Origin of the sequence: Candidatus Pelagibacter sp. (assembly GCF_052049855.1) — a bacterium.
Lineage (GTDB): Bacteria > Pseudomonadota > Alphaproteobacteria > Pelagibacterales > Pelagibacteraceae > Pelagibacter.
In genome coordinates this window covers 428,267-448,412 of sequence record NZ_JBNGZE010000002.1, presented here as the reverse complement: position 1 = coordinate 448,412, position 20,146 = coordinate 428,267, and the positions used below count along the sequence as shown (strand labels likewise).

Genomic DNA, 20,146 nt, shown 5'->3' with positions numbered 1-20,146 from the left:
TTGTGAAAATAACCTCTATTAAAAGTCATGTACTTAAATATGAGTTAGAAAAAGAACTTGGATATTCACAACAATATTACAAACATCGCACAGCCCATTTAGTTGAAGTCCAAACAGATGAAGGAATAACTGGTTGGGGAGAATGTTTTGGCCCTGGAAACATAGCTTTAGCAAACAAGTTTATTGTTGAAAAGGTTATACAGCCTTTGGTGATTGGTGAAGACCCTCTAAACAAAGAGCATATCTGGCAAAAAGTATACAACCTTTTAAGAGATAGTGGTCAAAAGGGAATGCCAATTCAAGCATTATCAGGTGTGGATATTGCTCTATGGGATATTCTTGGAAAGAAAACAAACTCTCCTCTTTATCAACTTGTTGGTGGTAAATGTACTAATGACATTCCTGTTTATGGATATGGAATGATGTTACAAAAAAAAACAGTTGATGAATTGATCACCTTGTTCAAAGAAGAGTCTAAGCAAATAAAATCAAAAAATTTTAAAGCTATGAAAATGAAAGTTGGATTAGGTCCAAAAGAAGATTTAAAGTTAGTTCAAGCTGTAAGAGACTCTGTTGGTAAAGATTTTAAATTAATGGTTGATGCCAACCACGCTTATAATTTGAAGGATGCTCTTTATGTTGGAAAAGGTTTAGATGAACTAAATATTTATTGGTTTGAAGAACCTGTGGCACCTGAAGATTATGAGGGTTACAGAGAATTAAAACAAAAAATCTCTACTAGCATTGCAGGAGGAGAAGCTGAGTTTACCAAATATGGCTGGAGTAAATTAATATCAAATAAATGTATTGATATAGCTCAACCAGAGGTTTGTGGACTTGGTGGAATTACGGAGTATTTAAAAGTTGCAGCACTAGCGCAAGCAAATTTTATACCAGTAATCAATCATGTTTGGGGTTCTGCAGTTAGTATTGCGGTCAACCTTCATTTGTTGACAGCACAACCAGATATGCCTGGTGGTTTATTTCCATCAAAATCAATGCTTGAATTTGATACAACAGAAAAAAATATTTTTATAACAGATTTGCCAAATGAAGAATTTTCAATTTTAGACCAAGTTAAAAACAATAACGGTTATGCATCAGTAACAGATAATATAGGTATTGGTATAAACCCAAATGAAGATTTTATTAAAGAGTTTGAAGTAAATGAATAAAATTAAAACATCAGAACCAAAACCCCTTTGGAAATTAAGATGTACCTTAGGTGAGGGAACATTATGGGTTAGTGAACATAACTCAATTTATTTTGTAGATATTAAAAAAAAGAAAATTTGCTCTTTAAATATTAAAAACAAAAAAAAGAAAATCTTTAAAGTAAATAAAGAAATTGGTTTTATTGCTCATATCAAAGATTATATTTTTATTTTAGGTCTGCAGGGAGAATTAAGAATTCAAAATTTAAAATCAAAAAAAATTTTAAAATCAATAAAGATAGAACCAAACTTGAAACTAAATAGAATTAATGATGGTAAAACAGATCCTGCTGGAAATCTTTGGTTTGGCACCATGGACAACTTGGAAAGAAAAATTGAAAAAGGTTCTTTATATAAATTAGATAAAAATCTTAAATTAATAAAAGTTGATAAAAATTATAGAATTACTAATGGACCAGCTTTTATTGATCAGTATAATTTTTATCATACAGATAGTCCAAAAAAAACTATCTATAAAATTAAAATAAATAAAAATAATAAAATAGTTAGCAAAAAAATATTTAAAAAATTATCTTTTGATGAAGGTTCGCCAGATGGAATGACATTAGATAAAAATAAAAATTTATGGGTAGCTCATTTTCATGGTGCTTGTATTTCTGTTTTTAATAAAAAAGCAAAATTAATTCATAGAATTCAGTTTCCTGCAAAAAATATAACTAATTGTGCATTTGGAGGTAAAAATACTAAAGAACTTTATGTTTCAACAGCAACTAAAGGCATGAACAAAGCAGATTTGCAAAAATTTAGATATTCTGGTTTCTTTTTTAGTGTAAAAACAAACATAAAAGGAATTTTACAAAAAAAATTTGTTTTAAATAATGAAGAAAAGAGATCTTTACTATGAGAGAATACCTACTAAGCTTTTAAGAGAAGATTTTAGATTACTAGGTACTTTCCTAGGTAGAGTCATTAAAGATCAAGAAGGTCTAGCATTTTTTAAAATTGTCGAAAAATTTAGAGTGCTATCAAAAAATACTCTCTCTGATAAAAATAAAAGAAAAGTACTATTAAGAATTTCAAATGAAGTTAAAAAACTAACTCCGGAGAACACATTTAAATTAAGTAGAGCATTTTCACATATTTTAAATTTACTGAATCTAGTAGAGTCCCTTGATGCATCAAGAAAGTTAAATGAGTACGAAAATCCTTATTTTAAAAGTAAAAATCAAAATTTATTTATAGAAGATATAATTGAAGGCTTATTTAAAAACAAAAAAATTTCTGACAAAAATATTTATGAGCAGGCAAAAAAACTTGATATTGGGATTGTTCTTACTGCTCATCCAACTGAAGTAAAAAGAAGAACTTTAATACAAAAATATGCAAATTTGATTTATATTATGGAGCAGAGACATCTATATAAAAAATATCCATCAAAGATTATCGAACTAGATAGACAATTATATTCAGAAATAGCAATTATATGGAAAACAGATGAGTTAAAACGAACCAAGCCCTCTCCATTAGATGAGGCTAGATGGGGATTAGCCGTAATTGAGGATAGTTTATGGGACACAATTCCTAAAGTTTACAAAAGACTAAACGATATATTTAGAAAAAATTTAAAAAAGGATTTACCAAGAGATTTTAACCCTATTCAGTTTGGATCATGGATGGGTGGTGATAGAGATGGAAATCCTAATGTGACAGCTGAAGTAACTAAGAAAGTAATATTATTTTCTAGGTGGCAAGCTGCAAAATTATATGAAAAAGAACTTACTAAGTTAATTCAAGATTTATCAATGGAAGAATGTTCTGCAAAAATTAAAAAAGCGACTGGAAATAGTTTTGAGCCATATAGAGTGTATTTAAGGCCAATAAGAGATAAAGTAAGGCTAACCCATCAATTAATTGAAAATCATTTAAATAATAATTCAAACTTAAATGAAAAAAAGTTAATTCAAAACAAACATGAAATTACTATTCCATTAAGAGAAGTAAGAAACTCATTAAAACTAAATAAAGGAGATCATATTGCCAATGCAGATCTATTAGATTTAATGAGGAGAGTTAGGTGTTTTGGCATTAATCTTGCAAGATTAGATATCAGACAAGAAGCTGATAGACATGAAAAACTCCTAAATGAAATTTTCAATAAGAAAAGTAAAATTAAATATTCTAATTTAAGTGAGATAGATAAAATTAAATTATTGAATAAATCAATTAAAGAGAAGAAATTTTTTGTAGATAAAATAAAAATTCAAAATAAAGAAAATAGAGAGGTGTGGAATACTTTTAAGCTGATTTCATCTACCCCAAATGAGTGTTTAGGTGCATATGTAATATCAATGACATCTAATGCTTCTGACATTTTGTCTGTATATTTTTTACAAAAACAAGCAAAAATTAAAAATTTATTAAGAGTTGTTCCATTATTTGAAACTTTGGATGATTTAATAAAAGCCAAAGATGTTATGAAAAATTTATTCAAACTTTATTGGTATAGAAAATTGATTAATTCTAAACAGGAAGTAATGATTGGATACTCAGACTCAAGTAAAGATGCAGGAAAATTATCAGCAAGTTGGCATCAATACAAACTTCAAGAAGAGTTAAGAGCATTGTCAAAAAAGTACAAAATTGACTTAGTATTTTTTCATGGAAGAGGAGGATCTCCAGGAAGAGGAGGCGGACCAATCCAAGCAACATTAAAATCTCAACCAGCAGGAACTGTGAATGGGAAAATCAGAATTACTGATCAGGGTGAAGTAATTCAACAGAAATATGGATATAAGCCTCTAGCTGAATATAATCTTTGTAGTTATATCGGATCGGTTATGGATGCTTCTTTAAATCCACCACCAAAATCAAAACCTAATTGGCGAGATTTAATTCAGAATATGTCTGAAATTTCTACATCTGCTTATAGGAAATATTTAAATCAAAGCGAAGACTTTATCAGATACTTTAAAACTGTTACACCTCACAAGTCTCTAGGAAAGCTAGCTATAGGCTCAAGACCAACAAAAAGAAAAAATGTTGATAACATTCAAGGTCTAAGAGCGATACCTTGGGTATTTGCTTGGACACAAATTAGATTAATGTTACCAGCTTGGTTAGGAACAACCGAGGCTTTGAGATATGGATCAATTAAAAAGTTTAAAAAAACTATGATGGATATGGAAAAGAACTGGCCATATTTTATTTCGACTATGGATATTTTAGATATGGTAATTTCAAAGGTTGATCCAGAAATCTCAGTTATATACGAAAATAATTTGGCTGATGCTTCATTAAGGAGAATTGGTAGAAAATTAAGATATCAATTTGATGCATTGGTCAAATTGCATAATAAAATAACTCCAAGGGAAGTGGTACAAGAAAGAAAAAAATTTAGAAAAGCACTATTTATTAGAAGCAATTATACAGAGATGTTAAATATTTTACAGGCAAATATAATGAATAAATTAACAAATAAAAAATACAAAAAATTAGATAAAAAATTTCTTGATGACGCTTTAATGACATCTATCGCGGGCATATCTGCTGCGATGAAAAATACTGGATAAATGTTTGAATATTTAATTGCTTTTGGAGCAGGACTTATAAGTTTTTTATCTCCATGTGTTCTACCTTTAATACCTGGATATATTTCTTATATCTCTGGTCAATCCTTACAAGAAATACTAAATAAAAAAGAAATAAACTTTTTTCCGTTAATTTTATTTTGTCTTGGGTTCTCAACTGTTTTTGTTATTTTAGGAGCATCCGCATCATTTTTAGGTCAGACACTTTTACAAAATTCAGAAATTTTAAGAATTGCAGCAGGAATAATTATAATAATTTTTTCTCTTCAATTAATTGGAATAATTAATATCCCCTACCTAAATTTTGAAAAAAGATTTGATGCTAAAGAATCAAGAAATATTCTTTTTCCATATGTAATCGGTGTTGCTTTTGGTTTTGGATGGACACCCTGTATTGGTCCAATTTTAGGTTCAATTTTAGCTTTAGCATCTATTGAAGAAACCTTATCAAGAGCAGTAATATTATTAATTTTATATTCATTAGGTCTTGCAATTCCTTTTGTTTTATCAGGATATTTAATTCAAAAATTTTTATTATTTTCAAAGAACTTTAGGAAAAATATTAATTTAATTTCAAAAATTGGTGGAATAATTCTTTTAATTACAGGTATTTTAATATTAACCAATCAATTACAAGCAATTGGATTTTATATAATTGAAATCTTTCCTTTTATGCAAAAATTCGGATAAAAGGTATTAATGAAGATTTATCAAATAGATTCAAGCGCTAGAAAAAAAGGATCAACCTCACGCGCACTTGCTAAAAAACTTTTAGAGAAAATTAAAAAACCTGGAGATGAGGTTATCTATCGTGATTTAGACGATGAGATGTTTTTTGTAAGTGGACTTACGGAGTCGGGTATGAAAATTGAAGAAAAAGATCAGACAGAGCACCACAAAAAAATGTTCGAACTTTCTGATAAATTAGTAAAGGAGTTAAAAGAAAGTGATGTGATTATAATTTCAGCTCCTATTTACAATTATGGTCCCCCCGCAACACTTAAAGCCTGGTCAGATTTAGCAGCTAGAATAGGGGAAACATTTAGATTTAAACCTAATGGGAGACGGGAAGGCTTATTAAAAAATAAACATGCTTATTTAGTAATAACCTCTGGAGGAACAAAATTAAATAGCTCTGAGGATTTCTTAACCCCTTGGTTAAAATTTATTCTTAATTTTTTTGGGATTGAAAAAGTAGATACTATTAGCGCAGATCAAATGGCATTAGATTATGAAAAATCAATAAGTGATGCAGAGGCACAAATTGAAAAATTATTTAAAGATTAAACTTTCTTTTTAAATGTCTAAGTTTACCCTCGGTGCTATCAAAATCAATATAACAACCTTGTAAAAATCTTTCACCTTCTTTAGTTTCATAAGATGTTCTACCATGTAGTAATCGATGATTATCCATCATTATTAAGTCTTTAGGCTCAAGTTTAAATTCAATTCTATATTTCTCAGAATTATACATTTCAGATAGTTTCTTTCTTGCTTGATAATAAAGATTTAATTTTTCTTTATCTAAAATTGGAACGTAGTCTAGTCTAGGACTAAATCTAACTTGTTTAAAACTTTTATCATCGTTAAGCTCAATTAATGGAGAGATGGTTTCTAATATTACTTCTTTATCTATAAATCTAAATCTAACTTTTACTTCCGTTAAAATTTCATAAAATTCTGGAAATTTACTTCTTAATTCTTCTGTAACAGTATAACCGTCAACTAAAGATGATAGTCCACCTGACACTTTACTTTCAATACAATGTAATAACTGAATACACGGCACAGGATTTCTGTAAGGATTATCAGTATGAGGAGCTAAGGCTAAGGATGTGTAAGCAAGATCATTAGGGTCTGGTTTAGATTTAACATTAAAGTATTCCCCAAAATTTGTTCTTCGTACACTTCCTATGGAATTTGCAAATTCTACAATATAGTTTTTTGATGTTGGAATATTTTTTATAATAACAAATCCATATTGATAAAAAGAAACAAGCAAATCATGCATTTCCTTACTTTCATAAAAATCTTTTTGGTACTGAAAATTTTTAATATTTTTAAGTCGCGAGTCCCATTTAGTTTTTTCTATTGATTTAATAACAATATCTTCTTTAGAAAATTCTAAAGCAATTTTATCAATTTCTAGTTTTGAAGTTACACCATCATTAAAATCAATTTCCAAATAATTTTCATTAATATTTGCCTTATTTATTGAAATATCACTACTTAAGGAGGTAGGATCAAAAAGTCTCTGTTGAGTTCCTTTATCTAGGTATTCTTCGCCATTTACTCTTTCACGTAACCAGAATGGGTGAATTTCTTTTTTTTCAGATCCATTATTGTAAAAAACCTTATTTTGATTTAGCTCAATTTTCATAATTACCACCTGAGGATTATTTAAAATTTAACTTTAATCAACATAAATTAAATAGTAAGAGTTCTGTGTGATTAATTTTGATAGAAAAAAATACCCTATATTCGCTAGTTTTTTAAATAAATTAGCAAAGGATTTAACTAAGTTCTATAATTCAAAATTGAACAGAACCTTTAAAGTATCTAACAAGCTTAAAGGTAAAGGTTATGATCCAGTAACTACCTCAGACAGGGCTTTTGAAAAATTTATACGTTCAAAAATTAAAACAAAATTTCCTACACACCAAGTTATTGGTGAAGAATATGGTTCAACAAATTCAAAAAGTGATTATACTTGGGTAATTGACCCTATAGATGGAACAAGATCCTACGTTATAGGAAACCCAACTTGGAGTAACTTAATTTCATTAAATTTTAAAGGAATACCAATTTTAGGATTAGCAAACTTTCCAGTTCTAAAAAAATATTATTTAAATTATTCTGACAAACTTGCTTATGTTGTTTCTCAAGGAAAAAAGAAAAAATTATTGGTAAATAAAAAAGCTACGTTTAAAAATGTAAAGGTTTCAGCAGCATTTCATGGATGGTTGTCGTTAAATAAACAAAAAAAAATTCCAAAAATTTTGAAATTAATGCAATTTCCATGCAGTGATGCTTTAAGTTATTCTCATTTAGCGGAGGGAAGAGTTGATATAGTAATACAGTGCTCAAATAAAATTTGGGATATTCACCCACTTATACCAATTATAAAGGCAGCAGGCGGTATTATTAGTACTTGGGATAATAGAGATGCTACTAATGCTGGAAATATCTTAGTTTCTTCAAATAAAAAAATTCATAATAATTTTCTAAAATTATTAAAACCAGTATCAAAATGATACCAGAAAGAGCACAAGTTATTTTAGATTTTTGGTTTAAAGAAACTCCTTTTGAAACGCGTTTCAAAAAAGATGAAATCTTTGATAAAAAAATCAGAGATAATTTTCTAAAAGATTATGAGCTTGCGTGTAATAATGAGTATGACGACTGGCAAGATAACCCAATGAGCTGCTTAGCTCTTGTAATTTTGTTTGATCAGTTTTCTCGAAATTTATTTAGAGGTGATAAAAAAGCTTTTGATCAGGACCAAAAAACAAGATTAATTGTAAATGATGCAGTTTACTCTGGCTATTTAGAAGCCATGAATGTTGATCAAAGATTTTTTATGCTATTACCTTTAATTCATAGTGAGGAAATTAGTGATCACGAAATGGCATATTATTTATTAAACAAATATTTAAGAGAGCATGAAGAATATCATAAAATAAAAAAGTTTTGGCAGGATCATACAAAAGCTATTAGATTATTTCATAGATATCCACATAGAAATGAAATGTTAGGACGAGAATCTACCGAAGAAGAAAAAGAATTCTTAAAAGGTCCAAACTCTTCTTGGTAAAATGAATCTAGAGTTTATTTTCAAAATTATTGATAAAGACGATTGGCAAAAAGCTAAACAAACTGGAACTTATGGAGGATCAAAAAAAGATATTGAAGACGGTTACATACATTTCTCAGAAGAAGATCAAGTAGAGGAAACACTTAGAAGACATTATCCAAAAAAAGATAATTTATTTTTATTAAAAGTGAATGCATTTAAACTTGAGCACTTACTATGGGAACAAGCTTCAAATGGAGATATGTATCCTCATTTATATTCGCCTTTAGACATTGCAAATGTTGAGGAAGAGTTTGAGTTGCCATTAAATGATGATGGAAATCATATACTTCCAGAGATTTTAAAAAAATATCAGTTTAGCCGTCCAAGATAATTAACCATAATTACACCAACAATAATTAATATTATTCCTACAATTCCGTAAATATTTGGGACCTGATTAAGTTTTAACACTGCAAACAGAACAACTCCCGTTACTGTTAGTCCGCTATATGTAGCATAAGCAAAACCAACTGGAAGAGCATGCATTGCTTTTGCAATTGAAAACATTGTAATACACATAAACAGAATGCATAAAACAGAAGGAGTTAATTTTGTAAATCCTTCAGAAATTTTGGCCAAGCTATTAGATGCAATTCCAAAAGAAATACCTAAAGCTAAAAATAAATAGCCTAACAATGGTTTCATATTATTGATTTCCTAATAAATTTACCATTAATACTCCAACTATAATAAATGCTAGGCCTATCATAGAATATAAATTTGGAACTTGATTATATTTAATTACACCAACAATGACTGTTGCAATAATTGTAAGTCCAGCGAAAGAAGCGTAGGTAATTCCCATAGGAATATTTTTCATTACTAATGAAAGTGCATACATACACAATACAATAGTAATTGCAGTAATTATACTTGGAACAAATAGTGTAAAACCCTCAGCACTTTTTGCAAAACTGTTTGAGGTAACACCCAAAAATACTGCAATACCTAAAAATAAATATGAACTAGCAAGACTCATACAATGATTTTAAATGAATTTTAAGAGAATATATAGAATTATTTAAGAGACCATCTAATAGCATCTTCCATTCGATCATCACCCCAGAAGAGTTCATTTTTTACTATAAAAGATGGACTACCAAAGATTTTATTTTCACGAGCTGAATTTGTGTTTTCGTTATATTTTGCCTCTATATTTTCTGATTTTGCCTCTGCTATTATTTCATCCTTATTTAAATTTAATTCAGTACAAACCTCTGAAATGCTAGGTTCAATTGCAGGTTCTTTACCTTCTTGGAACCATTTTTTATAAGTCAGCATCACAAATTTTTCTCCCCAACCTTTTTCAAAACCAAAGATTGCTATTTGATTTGCTAAATCGAATTCAGATAAAGGGTAGGGAACCGGTGTCTTAGCAAAAAAACCATATCCTTCTGCTCGTCTTTCAATATCTCTCCACATGTAATTGACTTTATTAATTTTGTCTTTTGGAAATGGGATATTATTCATTTCCTTCATAATTGCTCTAACTGAAAAGGGTTTCCAATTAAATTTTACTTGATGTTGTTTTTCAACATCAAGTATTCTGGTTACAGAAAGATAGGTGTAAGTACTCCCTATTGAAAAATAAAAATCAATACCACTCACTTACTTTGGCATAGGTGTAGCACCAGTTTCTAAACTGACAATTTTTCCATTATCATATTTATAAACTGCCATTACAGCCTCTACATTTCCATCATCAAAAGTAACAAATGAATGATGAACACCAACTTCGTCATTTTCATAAACAACTCTTACTTTATCTTGATTTATGTCGCCACTCATTGCCCATTTGATAACATCACTTTTGCCTAAAACATTTCCTGACTTATGCATTGTGAATTTAAAATCATCATGCAAAAGATCATTCATCACTGCTTCATCTTTGTTTTTTATTGCAGCACTATATTTTTCTAATATAGACATATTATTCCTTTCTATTTATTCACCTGGTTTTTTATAACTTTTTGAAACATCAGCTGCCTTTTTAAATGCACTGTTATAATCAAATACTTCATGAACCATCAAATCCGACATCATTCCACTATTTAAAACAGTTACTTTCATAGCAAGAACACTTTCATAATCTCCTTCAACACAAAAAAGAACATCAAAACGTCCTCTTAACCATTCATAACTTACAGCTTTTACTCCTAAGCTATCACACATGGATTTCATTACCGCACTTCTATCTGCAGCAGGGTCAGAATGCATTTTTTTTAATAACTCAGGACTTGCCTTTCCAATTACATAAAATTTAGACATTATTCACCCCACATCCCATGAAATTCATATACTACTGCTGGTTTATCTCCAACAACCCATCCATCATGACCTGGTTGTATTGAGTATGCATCACCAGCTTTATAAGTTAGTTCAGTTCCATCATTATGTTTTGCACAAACAGCACCCGAGATAATTATACCAAGATGTGTAGCTTGACAGCTGTCACCACCAACTGTTGGCTTTATATCTTTTGACCATTGCCAACCTGGTTGCAAAGTAAGTTTCATCAATCTTTGATTTCCAACTTTGACCGCTTCGATTTTAGCATTATTAAAATTATCATTTACTTCATCTGCTTTATCAAAACTTTTTACTTCTATACCAGCCATTTTTCCTCCTTGTTACCAATTATTTACTTAAATAGTCTAGCAGAGATTGGTCAGTATGTGTAGACTCAGTCTTCTACTATACTTTAGCTAATTCGTAAATTTCATAACCAGCCATTACCTCATCAAATACAGGTTTTGAGACTGGATTTGATCCATCTAAAAATGAATGAAGTGCTGCCATGTCATGAACTGCAATTTTAAACATTATTGTTGATTTATCAGGTGAGACACTAGCTATTGTTTTTGAAACATCCGCAACTTTTTTTCTTTCAGCCATACCCTCATCTGATTGCATAAAGCCCATAAACTTTTCAAAGGCTCCTTCTTTTAACTTTCCTACTACTAAGATATCTTTCATTTTAACCTCCTATTTTATTATCCTGAAAAATTTTCCATAAAGTCCCCATCCATTGGAGTGATTTTTGCTGAGTCTAAATCAACTCCAGCTGCAGCTCTTGCTGCGTGAAGCTCTTTATCATTTTTAAATGCTTCAAACCCTTCCATAGTTGCATATTTTACAATCACTGTAAATTTTGAAGCATCTTCTTTTGATACACCAGCGAAAATAATGGTTGCACCAAATCCTTTAATTTTTTCAGCATTAGCTTTAACCATATCCCTCCATGCTGAAAACGATTTTATATTTTCCTCTATTTTTATAATCATATTCTATCCTCCATAAATTGTTTTCGAAGTCTCCTCTACTTTTTCTATACCATTTGGTATTAATTTGAAAATAAATGCATAGCAATTATCCATTAAAGTTTTTTGATAAGGTTTACCAAACATTTCATCAACAGTAGAATTTATACTTGAATTTATTTTATCTTCTGAAACACCCTCATTTGTAAGAAATTCTCTAGTAACCTTTGCTGCAGCCAGACTATTTTCTTTGTAAGCCAAATCTCCACTTGGAAGCTCACCTTGTTTAATAAATTGAGTAGATGTAAAAATTCCTGCACATTTTAAAGATTCTGATATTTCTTTATTACTTATTTTTGCGTGTGAAGTTGCTGTTAGCAGAAACAATAAAAACGTGAAAATTATTTTTTTCATTATTTTCCTATAAGTTGTAATTAATAAATTATTTAAAAGAGTGTTACATTTTTAACAATGAGTCTCTTGTGTTTATAACGCGCGACAGATATGCATTTTGAGAGTGTAAAAAATGTCGATTATGCTATATAATTTAAATAAAACATTTGATAATAATTATTTATGATCGAAAAATTTAATGGAATTGTTTATCTAATCATTTTTGTTGTTCATTTCCTTGTTTATGCTGTTTATGCTTTCAGAGCTATAGTTGGAACTAAAGGTTTTATGGACCAATATAACATCGATCATTCAGCAGCAGTAATCACAAGATTTTTTGGAGCTCCTTTTGTTGGGTCTTTCTTAATGGCTCTTTATATCATGTTTGTAAGAGATGGTGGAGTAAATGGAACTTGGGCGTTCTTTAATTTAGTATTTGTTCAAAATTTAATGTACTTAATATTTGGTATTTATACCATTTACATAAATAAACTTGGACACACTGAAAAGACTAACAGTGAAGGTGTAATAGCTGCTGGAGTACTTACGATTTTAAGTGCTATTCTTACTTACGGATTAGCTGATAAAATTTATATTTAAAACCAATTAGGTATCGGCAAACCTTTTTCTTCTAAAAATTTTTTATTAAACATTTTAGTTGCGTATTTTTCACTTCTATCACAAAGAATAGTTACAATAGTTTTTCCTGGCCCTAACTCTTTTCCCATTCTAATTGCTCCTGCAATATTTATCCCACAGCTTGTTCCCAGACTTAAACCTTCGTTTTGAATTAAATCATATAGAATAGGTAGAGCCTCATGGTCATCAATTGAATATGCGTCATCAATTTTTGCCTCACCAAAGTTGGCAGTCACTCTACTTGAACCAATACCTTCAGTAATTGAACCACCCTCTGATTTAAGTTCACCATTTTTAATGTAATTATAAAGAGCAGAACCTTTTGGATCTGATAAATAAATTTTTATATCTTTGTTCTTTTCTTTAAGAGCGTTGCTAACACCTGAAATTGTGCCTCCAGTACCTGAAGAACAAACAAAACCATCAACTTTACCATCAGTTTGTTCCCAGATTTCTTTACCTGTTCCCTCATAATGTCCTCTAGCATTTGCAGTATTATCAAACTGGTTAGCCCAAATAACCCCGTTATTATTTGTAGGTCTTAGTTCATTTGCAAGTCTCGCTGCTACTTTTACAAAGTTGTTATCATCTTTATAAGGCTTAGGTGGAACTAATCTTAATTCAGCTCCAAGGTTTCTAAGTAAATCTTTTTTTTCTTGTGTTTGATTGTCATTCATTACAATTATTGTTTTGTAACCAAGAGAATTTCCTAAAAGACCCAAACCTATACCTGTATTACCAGCTGTTCCCTCAACAACAGTCCCACCTTTAGAAATTAATTTTTTTTCTTGAGCATCTTTAATTAATGCAAGTGCAGCTCTATCTTTTACAGATCCTCCAGGATTTAAAAATTCTGCTTTTCCATAAATGTTACACCCAGTAATTTCAGAGGCTGCTCTGAGTTTAATTAATGGAGTATTTCCTATTCCAGAAATAAAATCGTTTTGGGTATTATTCATTATCTGATTTTTTATCACTATCAGAAGTAATTCCATATGGTTTAAATTCACTATCTGCTATTCCAACACTTCTTGCAGGGATTCCAACCATTACAGCATTTTCTGAAACATCTTTCGTAATAACTGCATTTGCTCCAATTCTAGCACCTTTTCCAACGACTACAGGACCTAAAACTTGTGCACCTGAACCAATAACAACATCTTCTTTTATAGTAGGATGTCTTTTCATGTTTCTTTGGTCATTTGAATTAATACTTGGAGCAATTCCACCTAAAGTAACCATGTGATAGATAGTTACATTATCTCCAATGTCTGAAGTTTCACCAATCACAACACCCATTCCATGATCTATAAATAAATTTTTTCCAATTTTTGCATTAGGATGAATTTCTATTCCAGTTAAGAATCTTGAAAATTGAGAAATGATTCTTGCTATCAAATGAAATTTTGCAGTACTAAAAAAATTTGCTATTCTATGAAAAAAAACTGCTTTAACACCAGGATAAGTTAATATTAAACTTAACTTAGACCTTGCAGCAGGATCTCTATCAATTATGGATTGTAAAAAATCGCTCATATTTTTAGTTTAGTTGCTGTTGATTAAAAAATAATATGCCTTATATAGTACATAATTGCTTAATTTAAAGAGGTTTAAATGTATAAAAACACCAATTGTTTTCATCTAGCCATCCCGTGTGGAGACTTGGAGATTGCAAAAAAGTTTTACAGTGAAACTTTGGGATGTAGATTAGATAACTCAGCACAAGAGTGGGCAGATGTAGATTTTTGGGGCAATGAATTAACCTTGCATAAAAGTGAACATAAATTAGATAATGAGAGACATGATGTAGACATGGGAAATGTTTCAGTTCCGCATTTTGGTGTTCATTTATCAAGAAAAGACTTTGATGCTCTAAAACAAAGATTAAAGGATAGCGGAACTAAGTATTACGACGAACCTTATTTGAGATTTAAAGGAACAAAATACGAGCAAGAAACTTTCTTTGTTAAAGACCCAAACGAAAATATACTAGAAATTAAAACTTTAACAGCAAATCCAGAATAATCCAAACCTTAATGGAATACCTAGTATTAGGCTTTTTCACAGGGATTAGCTTAATTTTAGCTATAGGTGCCCAGAATATATTTGTAATAGAACAGGGTTTAAAAAAACAACACGTATTTATTATTTGTTTAATATGTTCTTTATCAGATTTGATATTAATTTTTTTAGGTATTTTCCTTTTCCATTATTTTAATCAATATTTTAATTCTTTAATTGAACTAATTTTAAATTTATTTTTAATTTTATTTTTAATTCACTTTATTTATAAAAAAATAAAATCTCATTATTCAGATTTTAATTTTAACATTGAACAAAATAATATTTCAAAGTTAAATATCATATTTAAAACTTTAGGATTTACCTATTTAAATCCACACGTTTATTCTGATACAGTTTTTTTTCTTGGAAATTTTTCAAAAAATTATTTACTAAATCAAAAAATTTTATTTGGGGTAGGTGCGTCTATAGCATCATTTTTATTTTTTTTTATATTGGGTTATTTATCTAATTATTTATCAGAGTATGCTAAAAGTAAAATAGTTTGGAGAGTAATTAATATTTTTATTATTGGTTTTATGACTGTGTTAATTCTATTTATTATTAAGGAAATATTATGAAAAATATTTATGTAGAGGATATAGGCAAAGGGTTTCCATTTGTTTTTGTTCATGGATATTTAGGCTCATCTGAAATGTGGAACTTTCAAAAAGAATTTTTTTCAAAATATTATCGTGTAATAATTCCAGCTCTTCCAGGGTTTGGTGAAAGTCATAATGTTAAATCTTTAGACTCTATAAATAAAATGGCCAGACAAATAATAGATTTACTAGATCAAAAAAATATTGAAAAATTTAATTTAATTGGACATTCAATGGGAGGAATGATTGTTCAAGAAATTACAAAACTAATTGGTAATAGAGTTAATAAATTAATTTGTTTTGCTACCGGATCAATTGGAGAAATACCTGGTAGATTTGAAACAATAGATGAAACAAGAGAAAAATTAAAAAAAGATGGAACTGAAGTTTCGTTTTCTAGAGTTCCAAAAAAATGGTTTGTTAAAGGAGATAAAGATAAAAATTATTATTTATGCAAAAATGCAGTTAAAGATGTTTCTTTAGAGACCGCTGATAATGCTTTATTGGCAATGAAAAACTGGAGTGGAAAAGAAGATTTAAAAAATATAAAGAATGAAACTTTGATTATCTGGGGTGATAAAGATATTTCGTACAATTTTGATCAGGTTGATACATTAAAAAAAAATATTAAGAATAGTCGTTTAGAAATTTTTAAAGATTGTGCTCATAATGTTCATTTAGAAAAGCCTGATCAATTTAATATTTTAGTAGAAGAATTTATCTCAGAATAATATTTTTATTAAGTCTATAAACTTTTTTATAAGCACCAATAAACTTTCTTGAAGAATGAAATTTTCCAGGAAAAATTATACATTTTATTTTAGCTCGCTTAGCTGAATTTAGGCTTTCTTGAGTATCTTCTATAGCCAAACAATCATTACCTTTAAGCTTAAGTTTTTTAAGCGCTAGCAAGTATATTGCAGGATTTGGTTTAAATTTTTTAACTAATTTTGAATTACCTACAAAACTAAAATCTTCTTTATTTATTGAATTTCTCAATGAATATAATATTGCATTTATATTATTCGTAGATGTTGATGAGACAAAAGCTAATTTTATTTTTTCTTTCTTACAGAATAAAATTAAATTTTTAACACCTGGTCTTAATTTAAGCTGGTTTTTTTTAAGATAATTATTGAATATTTTAGTTTTTAAATTTCTTAAATATGTAGAATTTACAATTTCTTTATTCTTCTTTGCGTATCTAGATATTCTATCTTTTCCCCCAGATTTATTTAGTAAACTTAAATACTCTCGCTTAGTCCAATTCCAATCAAGCCCATATTGTTTAAATGCTTTGTTAAATGACTTTCTTTGAATCTCTGAAGTTTCGACAATTGATCCAATAGAACCAAAAAGTAAAGCTTTGTAATATTTCAACCTTTTACAGCTCCAGCAGTTAAACCACTAATAACTTGTCTTTGAAAAAACATCACCAACATAAATAGAGGAGCTGTTGCTGAAACTACTGCAGAAACTGCCCACATTAAATTACCTTCATGTTGATTTGTTCCTAAATAACTTTGAATTTTTGGAACCATTGTATGATTTTCTTGGTTTAAAAGTAATGCAGTTACTGTGAAATCATTGTAAGCAAGCATTAAACTAAATAATCCTGCAGTAATTACTCCTGGCCACATCACTGGCATTATAATATGTCTGAAAGCTTGAAAGTATGAACATCCATCTATTAAAGCACTTTCATCAAGTTCTTTAGGGACTGTTTTAAAAAACGAATATAGTAACCATAAAGTAAATGGTTGATTAATTGCAACTAGCACAATAATGGTTGTAGGTAGAATTCCCCATATTTGTAATTGAAAAAATGGAAATAGATATCCTGATACTAGAGTGATGTGAGGCATTGCCCTAAAAATTAATGCTGCAATTAATATCCAAAACGCATATCTTTCAGTTGATCTTGAAAGTGCATATGCACCAAGTGTTCCTAAAAATAATGAAATGCTTACAACAAATACAGTTACAATTATTGTATTTTTGGATGCTTTCCAAAACTCTCCTTCAGTCCAGGCTTGGGTATATGCATCTGTTGTAAATTTTCCACCGGTTTCAATTAAAGTATTGAATGCAGAAATAGCATACCACCAATCTGATCTTGAAAAAAAATCAGCTCTAACTTTAAATGATCCCCAAAAAGTCCAAATGAAAGGAAAGCAAGCAATTAGAAGCCAAACGATAATAAAGATTGTGTTAAAAGTTTTTAAACTTGTTGATTTTTTATCTAAACCATAATCCATAATTATCTCGCTGTCTTAAATTCTTTCCATGTCCTTATTAAAACTGGAGCTAATAAAATTGCTATACCAACAATCGTCATCATAGAGGTTGCTGCAGCAGATCCAAATAATATTACTTCCTCATTTACTAAATTATCATAGATTAACCACGATAATGATTGTGCACTTCCCTCAGCGCTAAAGCCAATTATTGGCTCAAAAACCCTGAAGTTATCCATTAACGAAATCAAAGCTACAAAAGTAACCACAGGATAAATATGCGGTAACACTATATGTTTAATTCTTTGAAATCTTGATGCGCCGTCAATAATTGCAGCTTCTACTGGTTCTTGAGGGACCGTTTGAAGAGCCGCATAAAATACTACAAATGCAAAAGGTGAATGATGCCAAATTCCATATATAATAATAGTGATCCAGGTTAATGTTTTAGAAGATTTAAGTGATAAATACGGATCATTCATTAAATTTTGAATATTAGCTCCAATAATTCCTTGAGAATCTATCATCCAAAATAATACAAGAGACCCTACTAGAGGCGTAACAATCATAGGCAATATCGTACCAAAAATTAGTGGACCCCTAATTTTTCTTGCAACAGCATTTAAACTTAAAGCAATAATAAATCCTAATAAAAGAACATTCGGTGTAACAAATAGACAATAGGTTAGTGTAAATATTAACGCCTTGTAAAATGGAAGATTGGTTACTTGATCTACGAAAGCACCAAAGTTATCAGTTTCATTCCAAAATTTTTTAATTTCATCAATAGCAAGATGATTTCTATCTATATAGGTTCCAAACCCATTAAATTTACCAAGCGGCTTATCCTCTCTTAATTTTGTTGTTAACTCGTTATCAACTACAATTGAAACAGTACAGCCAAAAGGGTCACACTTTTTAACTTCTTTAACTACTTGATCATGTTGAGCATAAAAAGATTGGATACCAGTTGATATGATTGGTAGCCCAATAAACAGGATCATTGCTAGACCTGTTGGCAAAAAAAACCAAAAAAAAGTTTTATTAGGCATTTAAATTTTGATTAAGTGGGGAATAAATCCCCACTTAAAAGTTTTTAAATTTTATAGAAAGCCTTGTTCTTTAGCTTTACTAATGTAAGCAGCCTCAACATCTTTCAATGCTTGTTCTGCAGACTCTTTTCCTTGTAAAAATTCAACAATTTCACTTCCTAATGCACCATGCATTAAACCCATTTGCGGTAACATTGGATATGGTTTTGCTCCCATTTTTACAGCTTCAATTACACCAATAGATTTTGGTCCTGGTACAAATCCTTCAACTAACCAAACAGCTTGATCAGCAGCGTCAGCTACCATTTTCTTATTTGATGCTGCATGCGCTAAAGCTCTAAATGTTGCTTCGGCGTCTGAATCCGATCTATTTTTAGCAAGCGTGAAACCATCCCACCATAATGTAGCTGCTGGAATATTTCCACCACCCACTGTAGCTGGTCCGGTTAATTTTGTTGCTTTAGTAATGTTTGGATCTCCTTCATCATCTAAAAGAGTACCTGATCTTGAAGCCCATAATGTCATTAATGCAACATTACCTGACTCCCATTCAACTTTAATAGCTTCACTATCGTGAGTTAAGTAATCAGGATTACTTAGTTCAGATAATTTTTTAAGCATGTTTAAAGTAGCAACACCTTTTGCGTTATTAATATTAGGTTGTGCACCACCAGCTTTAAAGAATTCACCACCATGACCAATAAACATGTTTACAAACTCTTCTGCTAAATTCCAACCTGCTTTATATGCAGCAGCATAAGGATATTGCATTTTACCTGAAGCTCTAATTTTTTCAGATGCAGCAACCACTTCCTCGTATGTTTTTGGAACTGCTATACCAAGATCCTTCAAAACATCTTCTCTATAGTATAAGTGTTGAGTATTAGCCATAAAAGCTACAGCCATTACTTTTCCATCAATTGTGATTAATTGTGAGTCCTGAATTCCTTTACCATATTTTTTAACAAGATCATCTAATGGTCTAATTAAATCTTGGTTCATTAAAGGAACAATTGAACTGTTAGCAGCAATCCTAGCAGAAAACTCAGAAGGATTTGCAGTTAACGCTGGCACTGCGATTTTATTATGCTCAGATGAGTGAGTCACTTTAAAATCAGCACTTCCTTTACATTGTTTAGAAGTTTCAACGAAAGTTCTTAATGCAGGAAAATCATTAGCCAAAATATTTATTGAACCACTTTTAATGTTACAATCTGCAAAAGCAGAAGTTCCAAATAGTAGAAACAATAAAGTAACTAGTATTTTTCTCATATTTTTTTCTCT

28 protein-coding genes are annotated in these 20,146 nt (G+C 29.8%); 12 read left to right on the top strand and 16 right to left on the bottom strand.

Annotated elements, in window-relative coordinates; genetic code table 11:
• Positions 1-2: 2 nt before the first annotated feature.
• The 5 genes from ACTT9X_RS04590 to ACTT9X_RS04570 are packed head-to-tail and all read left to right on the top strand — an operon-like array spanning position 3 to position 6,049.
• Positions 3-1,175: a mandelate racemase/muconate lactonizing enzyme family protein gene (locus ACTT9X_RS04590; protein ID WP_440934483.1), complete on the top strand. Its 1,173-nt coding sequence runs from the start codon at positions 3-5 to the stop codon at positions 1,173-1,175.
• Positions 1,168-2,079 (top strand): SMP-30/gluconolactonase/LRE family protein, encoded by a 912-nt coding sequence (locus ACTT9X_RS04585; protein ID WP_440934482.1) that lies wholly within the window; start codon positions 1,168-1,170, stop codon positions 2,077-2,079. The genes ACTT9X_RS04590 and ACTT9X_RS04585 overlap by 8 nt, the downstream gene beginning before the upstream one ends.
• Complete coding sequence (gene ppc, locus ACTT9X_RS04580; protein WP_440934481.1) at positions 2,054-4,744, top strand: phosphoenolpyruvate carboxylase; 2,691 nt, start codon at positions 2,054-2,056, stop codon at positions 4,742-4,744. Before ACTT9X_RS04585 ends, ppc begins: the two co-directional genes overlap by 26 nt.
• Positions 4,745-5,452 carry a cytochrome c biogenesis CcdA family protein gene (locus tag ACTT9X_RS04575; protein ID WP_440934480.1) on the top strand — a complete coding sequence of 236 codons (708 nt, stop codon included), beginning with the start codon at positions 4,745-4,747 and terminating at the stop codon, positions 5,450-5,452. It begins immediately after the preceding gene.
• Positions 5,453-5,461: 9 nt separating this feature from the next.
• Positions 5,462-6,049, top strand: a complete 588-nt coding sequence (locus ACTT9X_RS04570; RefSeq protein WP_440934479.1) for an FMN-dependent NADH-azoreductase — start codon at positions 5,462-5,464, stop codon at positions 6,047-6,049.
• On the opposite strand, the gene ACTT9X_RS04565 is transcribed toward ACTT9X_RS04570, so the two are convergent.
• Positions 6,039-7,142: a TauD/TfdA family dioxygenase gene (locus ACTT9X_RS04565; protein ID WP_440934478.1), complete on the bottom strand. Its 1,104-nt coding sequence runs from the start codon at positions 7,140-7,142 to the stop codon at positions 6,039-6,041. The two genes, ACTT9X_RS04570 and ACTT9X_RS04565, sit on opposite strands and share 11 nt — an antisense overlap.
• A 67-nt stretch (positions 7,143-7,209) precedes the next feature.
• On the opposite strand from ACTT9X_RS04565, the gene ACTT9X_RS04560 reads away from it, so the two are divergent.
• Genes ACTT9X_RS04560 through ACTT9X_RS04550 form a run of 3 tightly spaced genes read left to right on the top strand, consistent with a single transcriptional unit; the run spans position 7,210 to position 8,949 of the window.
• Positions 7,210-8,016 (top strand): inositol monophosphatase family protein, encoded by an 807-nt coding sequence (locus ACTT9X_RS04560; RefSeq protein WP_440934477.1) that lies wholly within the window; start codon positions 7,210-7,212, stop codon positions 8,014-8,016.
• Positions 8,013-8,576: a DUF924 family protein gene (locus tag ACTT9X_RS04555; RefSeq protein WP_440934476.1), complete on the top strand. Its 564-nt coding sequence runs from the start codon at positions 8,013-8,015 to the stop codon at positions 8,574-8,576. The genes ACTT9X_RS04560 and ACTT9X_RS04555 overlap by 4 nt, the downstream gene beginning before the upstream one ends.
• Position 8,577: 1 nt before the next feature.
• A complete protein-coding gene (locus ACTT9X_RS04550) occupies positions 8,578-8,949 on the top strand; it encodes a DUF952 domain-containing protein (RefSeq protein WP_440934475.1) in 372 nt (123 codons plus the stop codon).
• On the opposite strand, the gene ACTT9X_RS04545 is transcribed toward ACTT9X_RS04550, so the two are convergent.
• From ACTT9X_RS04545 to ACTT9X_RS04505, 9 genes are all read right to left on the bottom strand, one after another.
• A complete protein-coding gene (locus tag ACTT9X_RS04545; protein WP_075484748.1) occupies positions 8,928-9,263 on the bottom strand; it encodes an SMR family transporter in 336 nt (111 codons plus the stop codon). The two genes, ACTT9X_RS04550 and ACTT9X_RS04545, sit on opposite strands and share 22 nt — an antisense overlap.
• 1 nt (position 9,264) lies before the next feature.
• A complete protein-coding gene (locus ACTT9X_RS04540; RefSeq protein ID WP_440927929.1) occupies positions 9,265-9,597 on the bottom strand; it encodes a DMT family transporter in 333 nt (110 codons plus the stop codon).
• Between the two features lie 38 nt (positions 9,598-9,635).
• Positions 9,636-10,226 (bottom strand): 2-hydroxychromene-2-carboxylate isomerase, encoded by a 591-nt coding sequence (locus ACTT9X_RS04535; protein WP_440934474.1) that lies wholly within the window; start codon positions 10,224-10,226, stop codon positions 9,636-9,638.
• The gene (locus tag ACTT9X_RS04530) at positions 10,227-10,547 is read right to left on the bottom strand and encodes a nuclear transport factor 2 family protein (RefSeq protein ID WP_440907701.1); all 321 of its coding nucleotides are present in this window, start codon (positions 10,545-10,547) and stop codon (positions 10,227-10,229) included. It abuts the gene before it with no gap.
• A 15-nt stretch (positions 10,548-10,562) separates the two neighbouring features.
• Positions 10,563-10,886, bottom strand: coding sequence for a hypothetical protein (locus ACTT9X_RS04525; protein WP_440934473.1), 324 nt, complete (start codon positions 10,884-10,886; stop codon positions 10,563-10,565).
• A complete protein-coding gene (locus ACTT9X_RS04520; protein ID WP_075484761.1) occupies positions 10,886-11,236 on the bottom strand; it encodes a cupin domain-containing protein in 351 nt (116 codons plus the stop codon). The genes ACTT9X_RS04525 and ACTT9X_RS04520 overlap by 1 nt, the downstream gene beginning before the upstream one ends.
• Before the next feature lie 76 nt (positions 11,237-11,312).
• Positions 11,313-11,594 carry a hypothetical protein gene (locus ACTT9X_RS04515; protein WP_440934472.1) on the bottom strand — a complete coding sequence of 94 codons (282 nt, stop codon included), beginning with the start codon at positions 11,592-11,594 and terminating at the stop codon, positions 11,313-11,315.
• Between the two features lie 17 nt (positions 11,595-11,611).
• Positions 11,612-11,902: a hypothetical protein gene (locus ACTT9X_RS04510; protein ID WP_440925102.1), complete on the bottom strand. Its 291-nt coding sequence runs from the start codon at positions 11,900-11,902 to the stop codon at positions 11,612-11,614.
• A 3-nt stretch (positions 11,903-11,905) separates the two neighbouring features.
• Positions 11,906-12,292, bottom strand: coding sequence for a hypothetical protein (locus ACTT9X_RS04505; protein WP_440934471.1), 387 nt, complete (start codon positions 12,290-12,292; stop codon positions 11,906-11,908).
• Positions 12,293-12,454: 162 nt separating this feature from the next.
• Here ACTT9X_RS04505 and ACTT9X_RS04500 point away from each other — a divergent pair, with 162 nt between their 5' ends.
• Entirely contained in the window at positions 12,455-12,871 is a 417-nt protein-coding gene (locus ACTT9X_RS04500) for a hypothetical protein (RefSeq protein ID WP_440934470.1), read from the top strand.
• On the opposite strand, the gene ACTT9X_RS04495 is transcribed toward ACTT9X_RS04500, so the two are convergent.
• Complete coding sequence (locus ACTT9X_RS04495; RefSeq protein ID WP_440934469.1) at positions 12,868-13,869, bottom strand: cysteine synthase A; 1,002 nt, start codon at positions 13,867-13,869, stop codon at positions 12,868-12,870. The genes ACTT9X_RS04500 and ACTT9X_RS04495 overlap by 4 nt on opposite strands.
• The gene (gene epsC, locus ACTT9X_RS04490) at positions 13,862-14,446 is read right to left on the bottom strand and encodes a serine O-acetyltransferase EpsC (protein ID WP_440907704.1); all 585 of its coding nucleotides are present in this window, start codon (positions 14,444-14,446) and stop codon (positions 13,862-13,864) included. The genes ACTT9X_RS04495 and epsC overlap by 8 nt, the downstream gene beginning before the upstream one ends.
• Before the next feature lie 78 nt (positions 14,447-14,524).
• Here epsC and ACTT9X_RS04485 point away from each other — a divergent pair, with 78 nt between their 5' ends.
• The 3 genes from ACTT9X_RS04485 to ACTT9X_RS04475 are packed head-to-tail and all read left to right on the top strand — an operon-like array spanning position 14,525 to position 16,304.
• Entirely contained in the window at positions 14,525-14,935 is a 411-nt protein-coding gene (locus tag ACTT9X_RS04485) for a VOC family protein (RefSeq protein ID WP_271560141.1), read from the top strand.
• A gap of 11 nt (positions 14,936-14,946) precedes the next feature.
• Positions 14,947-15,552 carry a LysE/ArgO family amino acid transporter gene (locus tag ACTT9X_RS04480; RefSeq protein ID WP_440934468.1) on the top strand — a complete coding sequence of 202 codons (606 nt, stop codon included), beginning with the start codon at positions 14,947-14,949 and terminating at the stop codon, positions 15,550-15,552.
• The gene (locus ACTT9X_RS04475; protein ID WP_440934467.1) at positions 15,549-16,304 is read left to right on the top strand and encodes an alpha/beta fold hydrolase; all 756 of its coding nucleotides are present in this window, start codon (positions 15,549-15,551) and stop codon (positions 16,302-16,304) included. The genes ACTT9X_RS04480 and ACTT9X_RS04475 overlap by 4 nt, the downstream gene beginning before the upstream one ends.
• On the opposite strand, the gene ACTT9X_RS04470 is transcribed toward ACTT9X_RS04475, so the two are convergent.
• Genes ACTT9X_RS04470 through ACTT9X_RS04455 form a run of 4 tightly spaced genes read right to left on the bottom strand, consistent with a single transcriptional unit; the run spans position 16,291 to position 20,134 of the window.
• A complete protein-coding gene (locus ACTT9X_RS04470) occupies positions 16,291-16,953 on the bottom strand; it encodes an HAD-IA family hydrolase (RefSeq protein ID WP_440934466.1) in 663 nt (220 codons plus the stop codon). The two genes, ACTT9X_RS04475 and ACTT9X_RS04470, sit on opposite strands and share 14 nt — an antisense overlap.
• Entirely contained in the window at positions 16,950-17,831 is an 882-nt protein-coding gene (locus tag ACTT9X_RS04465; protein WP_075484542.1) for a carbohydrate ABC transporter permease, read from the bottom strand. Before ACTT9X_RS04465 ends, ACTT9X_RS04470 begins: the two co-directional genes overlap by 4 nt.
• Positions 17,832-17,833: 2 nt before the next feature.
• Positions 17,834-18,862: a carbohydrate ABC transporter permease gene (locus ACTT9X_RS04460; protein ID WP_440934465.1), complete on the bottom strand. Its 1,029-nt coding sequence runs from the start codon at positions 18,860-18,862 to the stop codon at positions 17,834-17,836.
• 51 nt (positions 18,863-18,913) lie between these two features.
• The gene (locus ACTT9X_RS04455) at positions 18,914-20,134 is read right to left on the bottom strand and encodes an ABC transporter substrate-binding protein (RefSeq protein WP_440934464.1); all 1,221 of its coding nucleotides are present in this window, start codon (positions 20,132-20,134) and stop codon (positions 18,914-18,916) included.
• Positions 20,135-20,146: the final 12 nt, after the last annotated feature.

Coding starts and splice junctions, on each gene's coding strand:
- ACTT9X_RS04565 (WP_440934478.1), bottom strand. CDS start 7,142: ATGAAAATTGAGCTAAATCAAAATAAGGTTTTTTACAATAATGGATCT.
- ACTT9X_RS04575 (WP_440934480.1), top strand. CDS start 4,745: ATGTTTGAATATTTAATTGCTTTTGGAGCAGGACTTATAAGTTTTTTA.
- ACTT9X_RS04465 (WP_075484542.1), bottom strand. CDS start 17,831: ATGGATTATGGTTTAGATAAAAAATCAACAAGTTTAAAAACTTTTAAC.
- ACTT9X_RS04460 (WP_440934465.1), bottom strand. CDS start 18,862: ATGCCTAATAAAACTTTTTTTTGGTTTTTTTTGCCAACAGGTCTAGCA.
- ACTT9X_RS04555 (WP_440934476.1), top strand. CDS start 8,013: ATGATACCAGAAAGAGCACAAGTTATTTTAGATTTTTGGTTTAAAGAA.
- ACTT9X_RS04550 (WP_440934475.1), top strand. CDS start 8,578: ATGAATCTAGAGTTTATTTTCAAAATTATTGATAAAGACGATTGGCAA.
- ppc (WP_440934481.1), top strand. CDS start 2,054: ATGAAGAAAAGAGATCTTTACTATGAGAGAATACCTACTAAGCTTTTA.
- ACTT9X_RS04475 (WP_440934467.1), top strand. CDS start 15,549: ATGAAAAATATTTATGTAGAGGATATAGGCAAAGGGTTTCCATTTGTT.
- ACTT9X_RS04530 (WP_440907701.1), bottom strand. CDS start 10,547: ATGTCTATATTAGAAAAATATAGTGCTGCAATAAAAAACAAAGATGAA.
- ACTT9X_RS04570 (WP_440934479.1), top strand. CDS start 5,462: ATGAAGATTTATCAAATAGATTCAAGCGCTAGAAAAAAAGGATCAACC.
- ACTT9X_RS04455 (WP_440934464.1), bottom strand. CDS start 20,134: ATGAGAAAAATACTAGTTACTTTATTGTTTCTACTATTTGGAACTTCT.
- ACTT9X_RS04480 (WP_440934468.1), top strand. CDS start 14,947: ATGGAATACCTAGTATTAGGCTTTTTCACAGGGATTAGCTTAATTTTA.
- ACTT9X_RS04510 (WP_440925102.1), bottom strand. CDS start 11,902: ATGATTATAAAAATAGAGGAAAATATAAAATCGTTTTCAGCATGGAGG.
- ACTT9X_RS04525 (WP_440934473.1), bottom strand. CDS start 10,886: ATGTCTAAATTTTATGTAATTGGAAAGGCAAGTCCTGAGTTATTAAAA.
- ACTT9X_RS04485 (WP_271560141.1), top strand. CDS start 14,525: ATGTATAAAAACACCAATTGTTTTCATCTAGCCATCCCGTGTGGAGAC.
- ACTT9X_RS04505 (WP_440934471.1), bottom strand. CDS start 12,292: ATGAAAAAAATAATTTTCACGTTTTTATTGTTTCTGCTAACAGCAACT.
- ACTT9X_RS04545 (WP_075484748.1), bottom strand. CDS start 9,263: ATGAAACCATTGTTAGGCTATTTATTTTTAGCTTTAGGTATTTCTTTT.
- ACTT9X_RS04585 (WP_440934482.1), top strand. CDS start 1,168: ATGAATAAAATTAAAACATCAGAACCAAAACCCCTTTGGAAATTAAGA.
- ACTT9X_RS04540 (WP_440927929.1), bottom strand. CDS start 9,597: ATGAGTCTTGCTAGTTCATATTTATTTTTAGGTATTGCAGTATTTTTG.
- ACTT9X_RS04500 (WP_440934470.1), top strand. CDS start 12,455: ATGATCGAAAAATTTAATGGAATTGTTTATCTAATCATTTTTGTTGTT.
- epsC (WP_440907704.1), bottom strand. CDS start 14,446: ATGAGCGATTTTTTACAATCCATAATTGATAGAGATCCTGCTGCAAGG.
- ACTT9X_RS04520 (WP_075484761.1), bottom strand. CDS start 11,236: ATGGCTGGTATAGAAGTAAAAAGTTTTGATAAAGCAGATGAAGTAAAT.
- ACTT9X_RS04495 (WP_440934469.1), bottom strand. CDS start 13,869: ATGAATAATACCCAAAACGATTTTATTTCTGGAATAGGAAATACTCCA.
- ACTT9X_RS04515 (WP_440934472.1), bottom strand. CDS start 11,594: ATGAAAGATATCTTAGTAGTAGGAAAGTTAAAAGAAGGAGCCTTTGAA.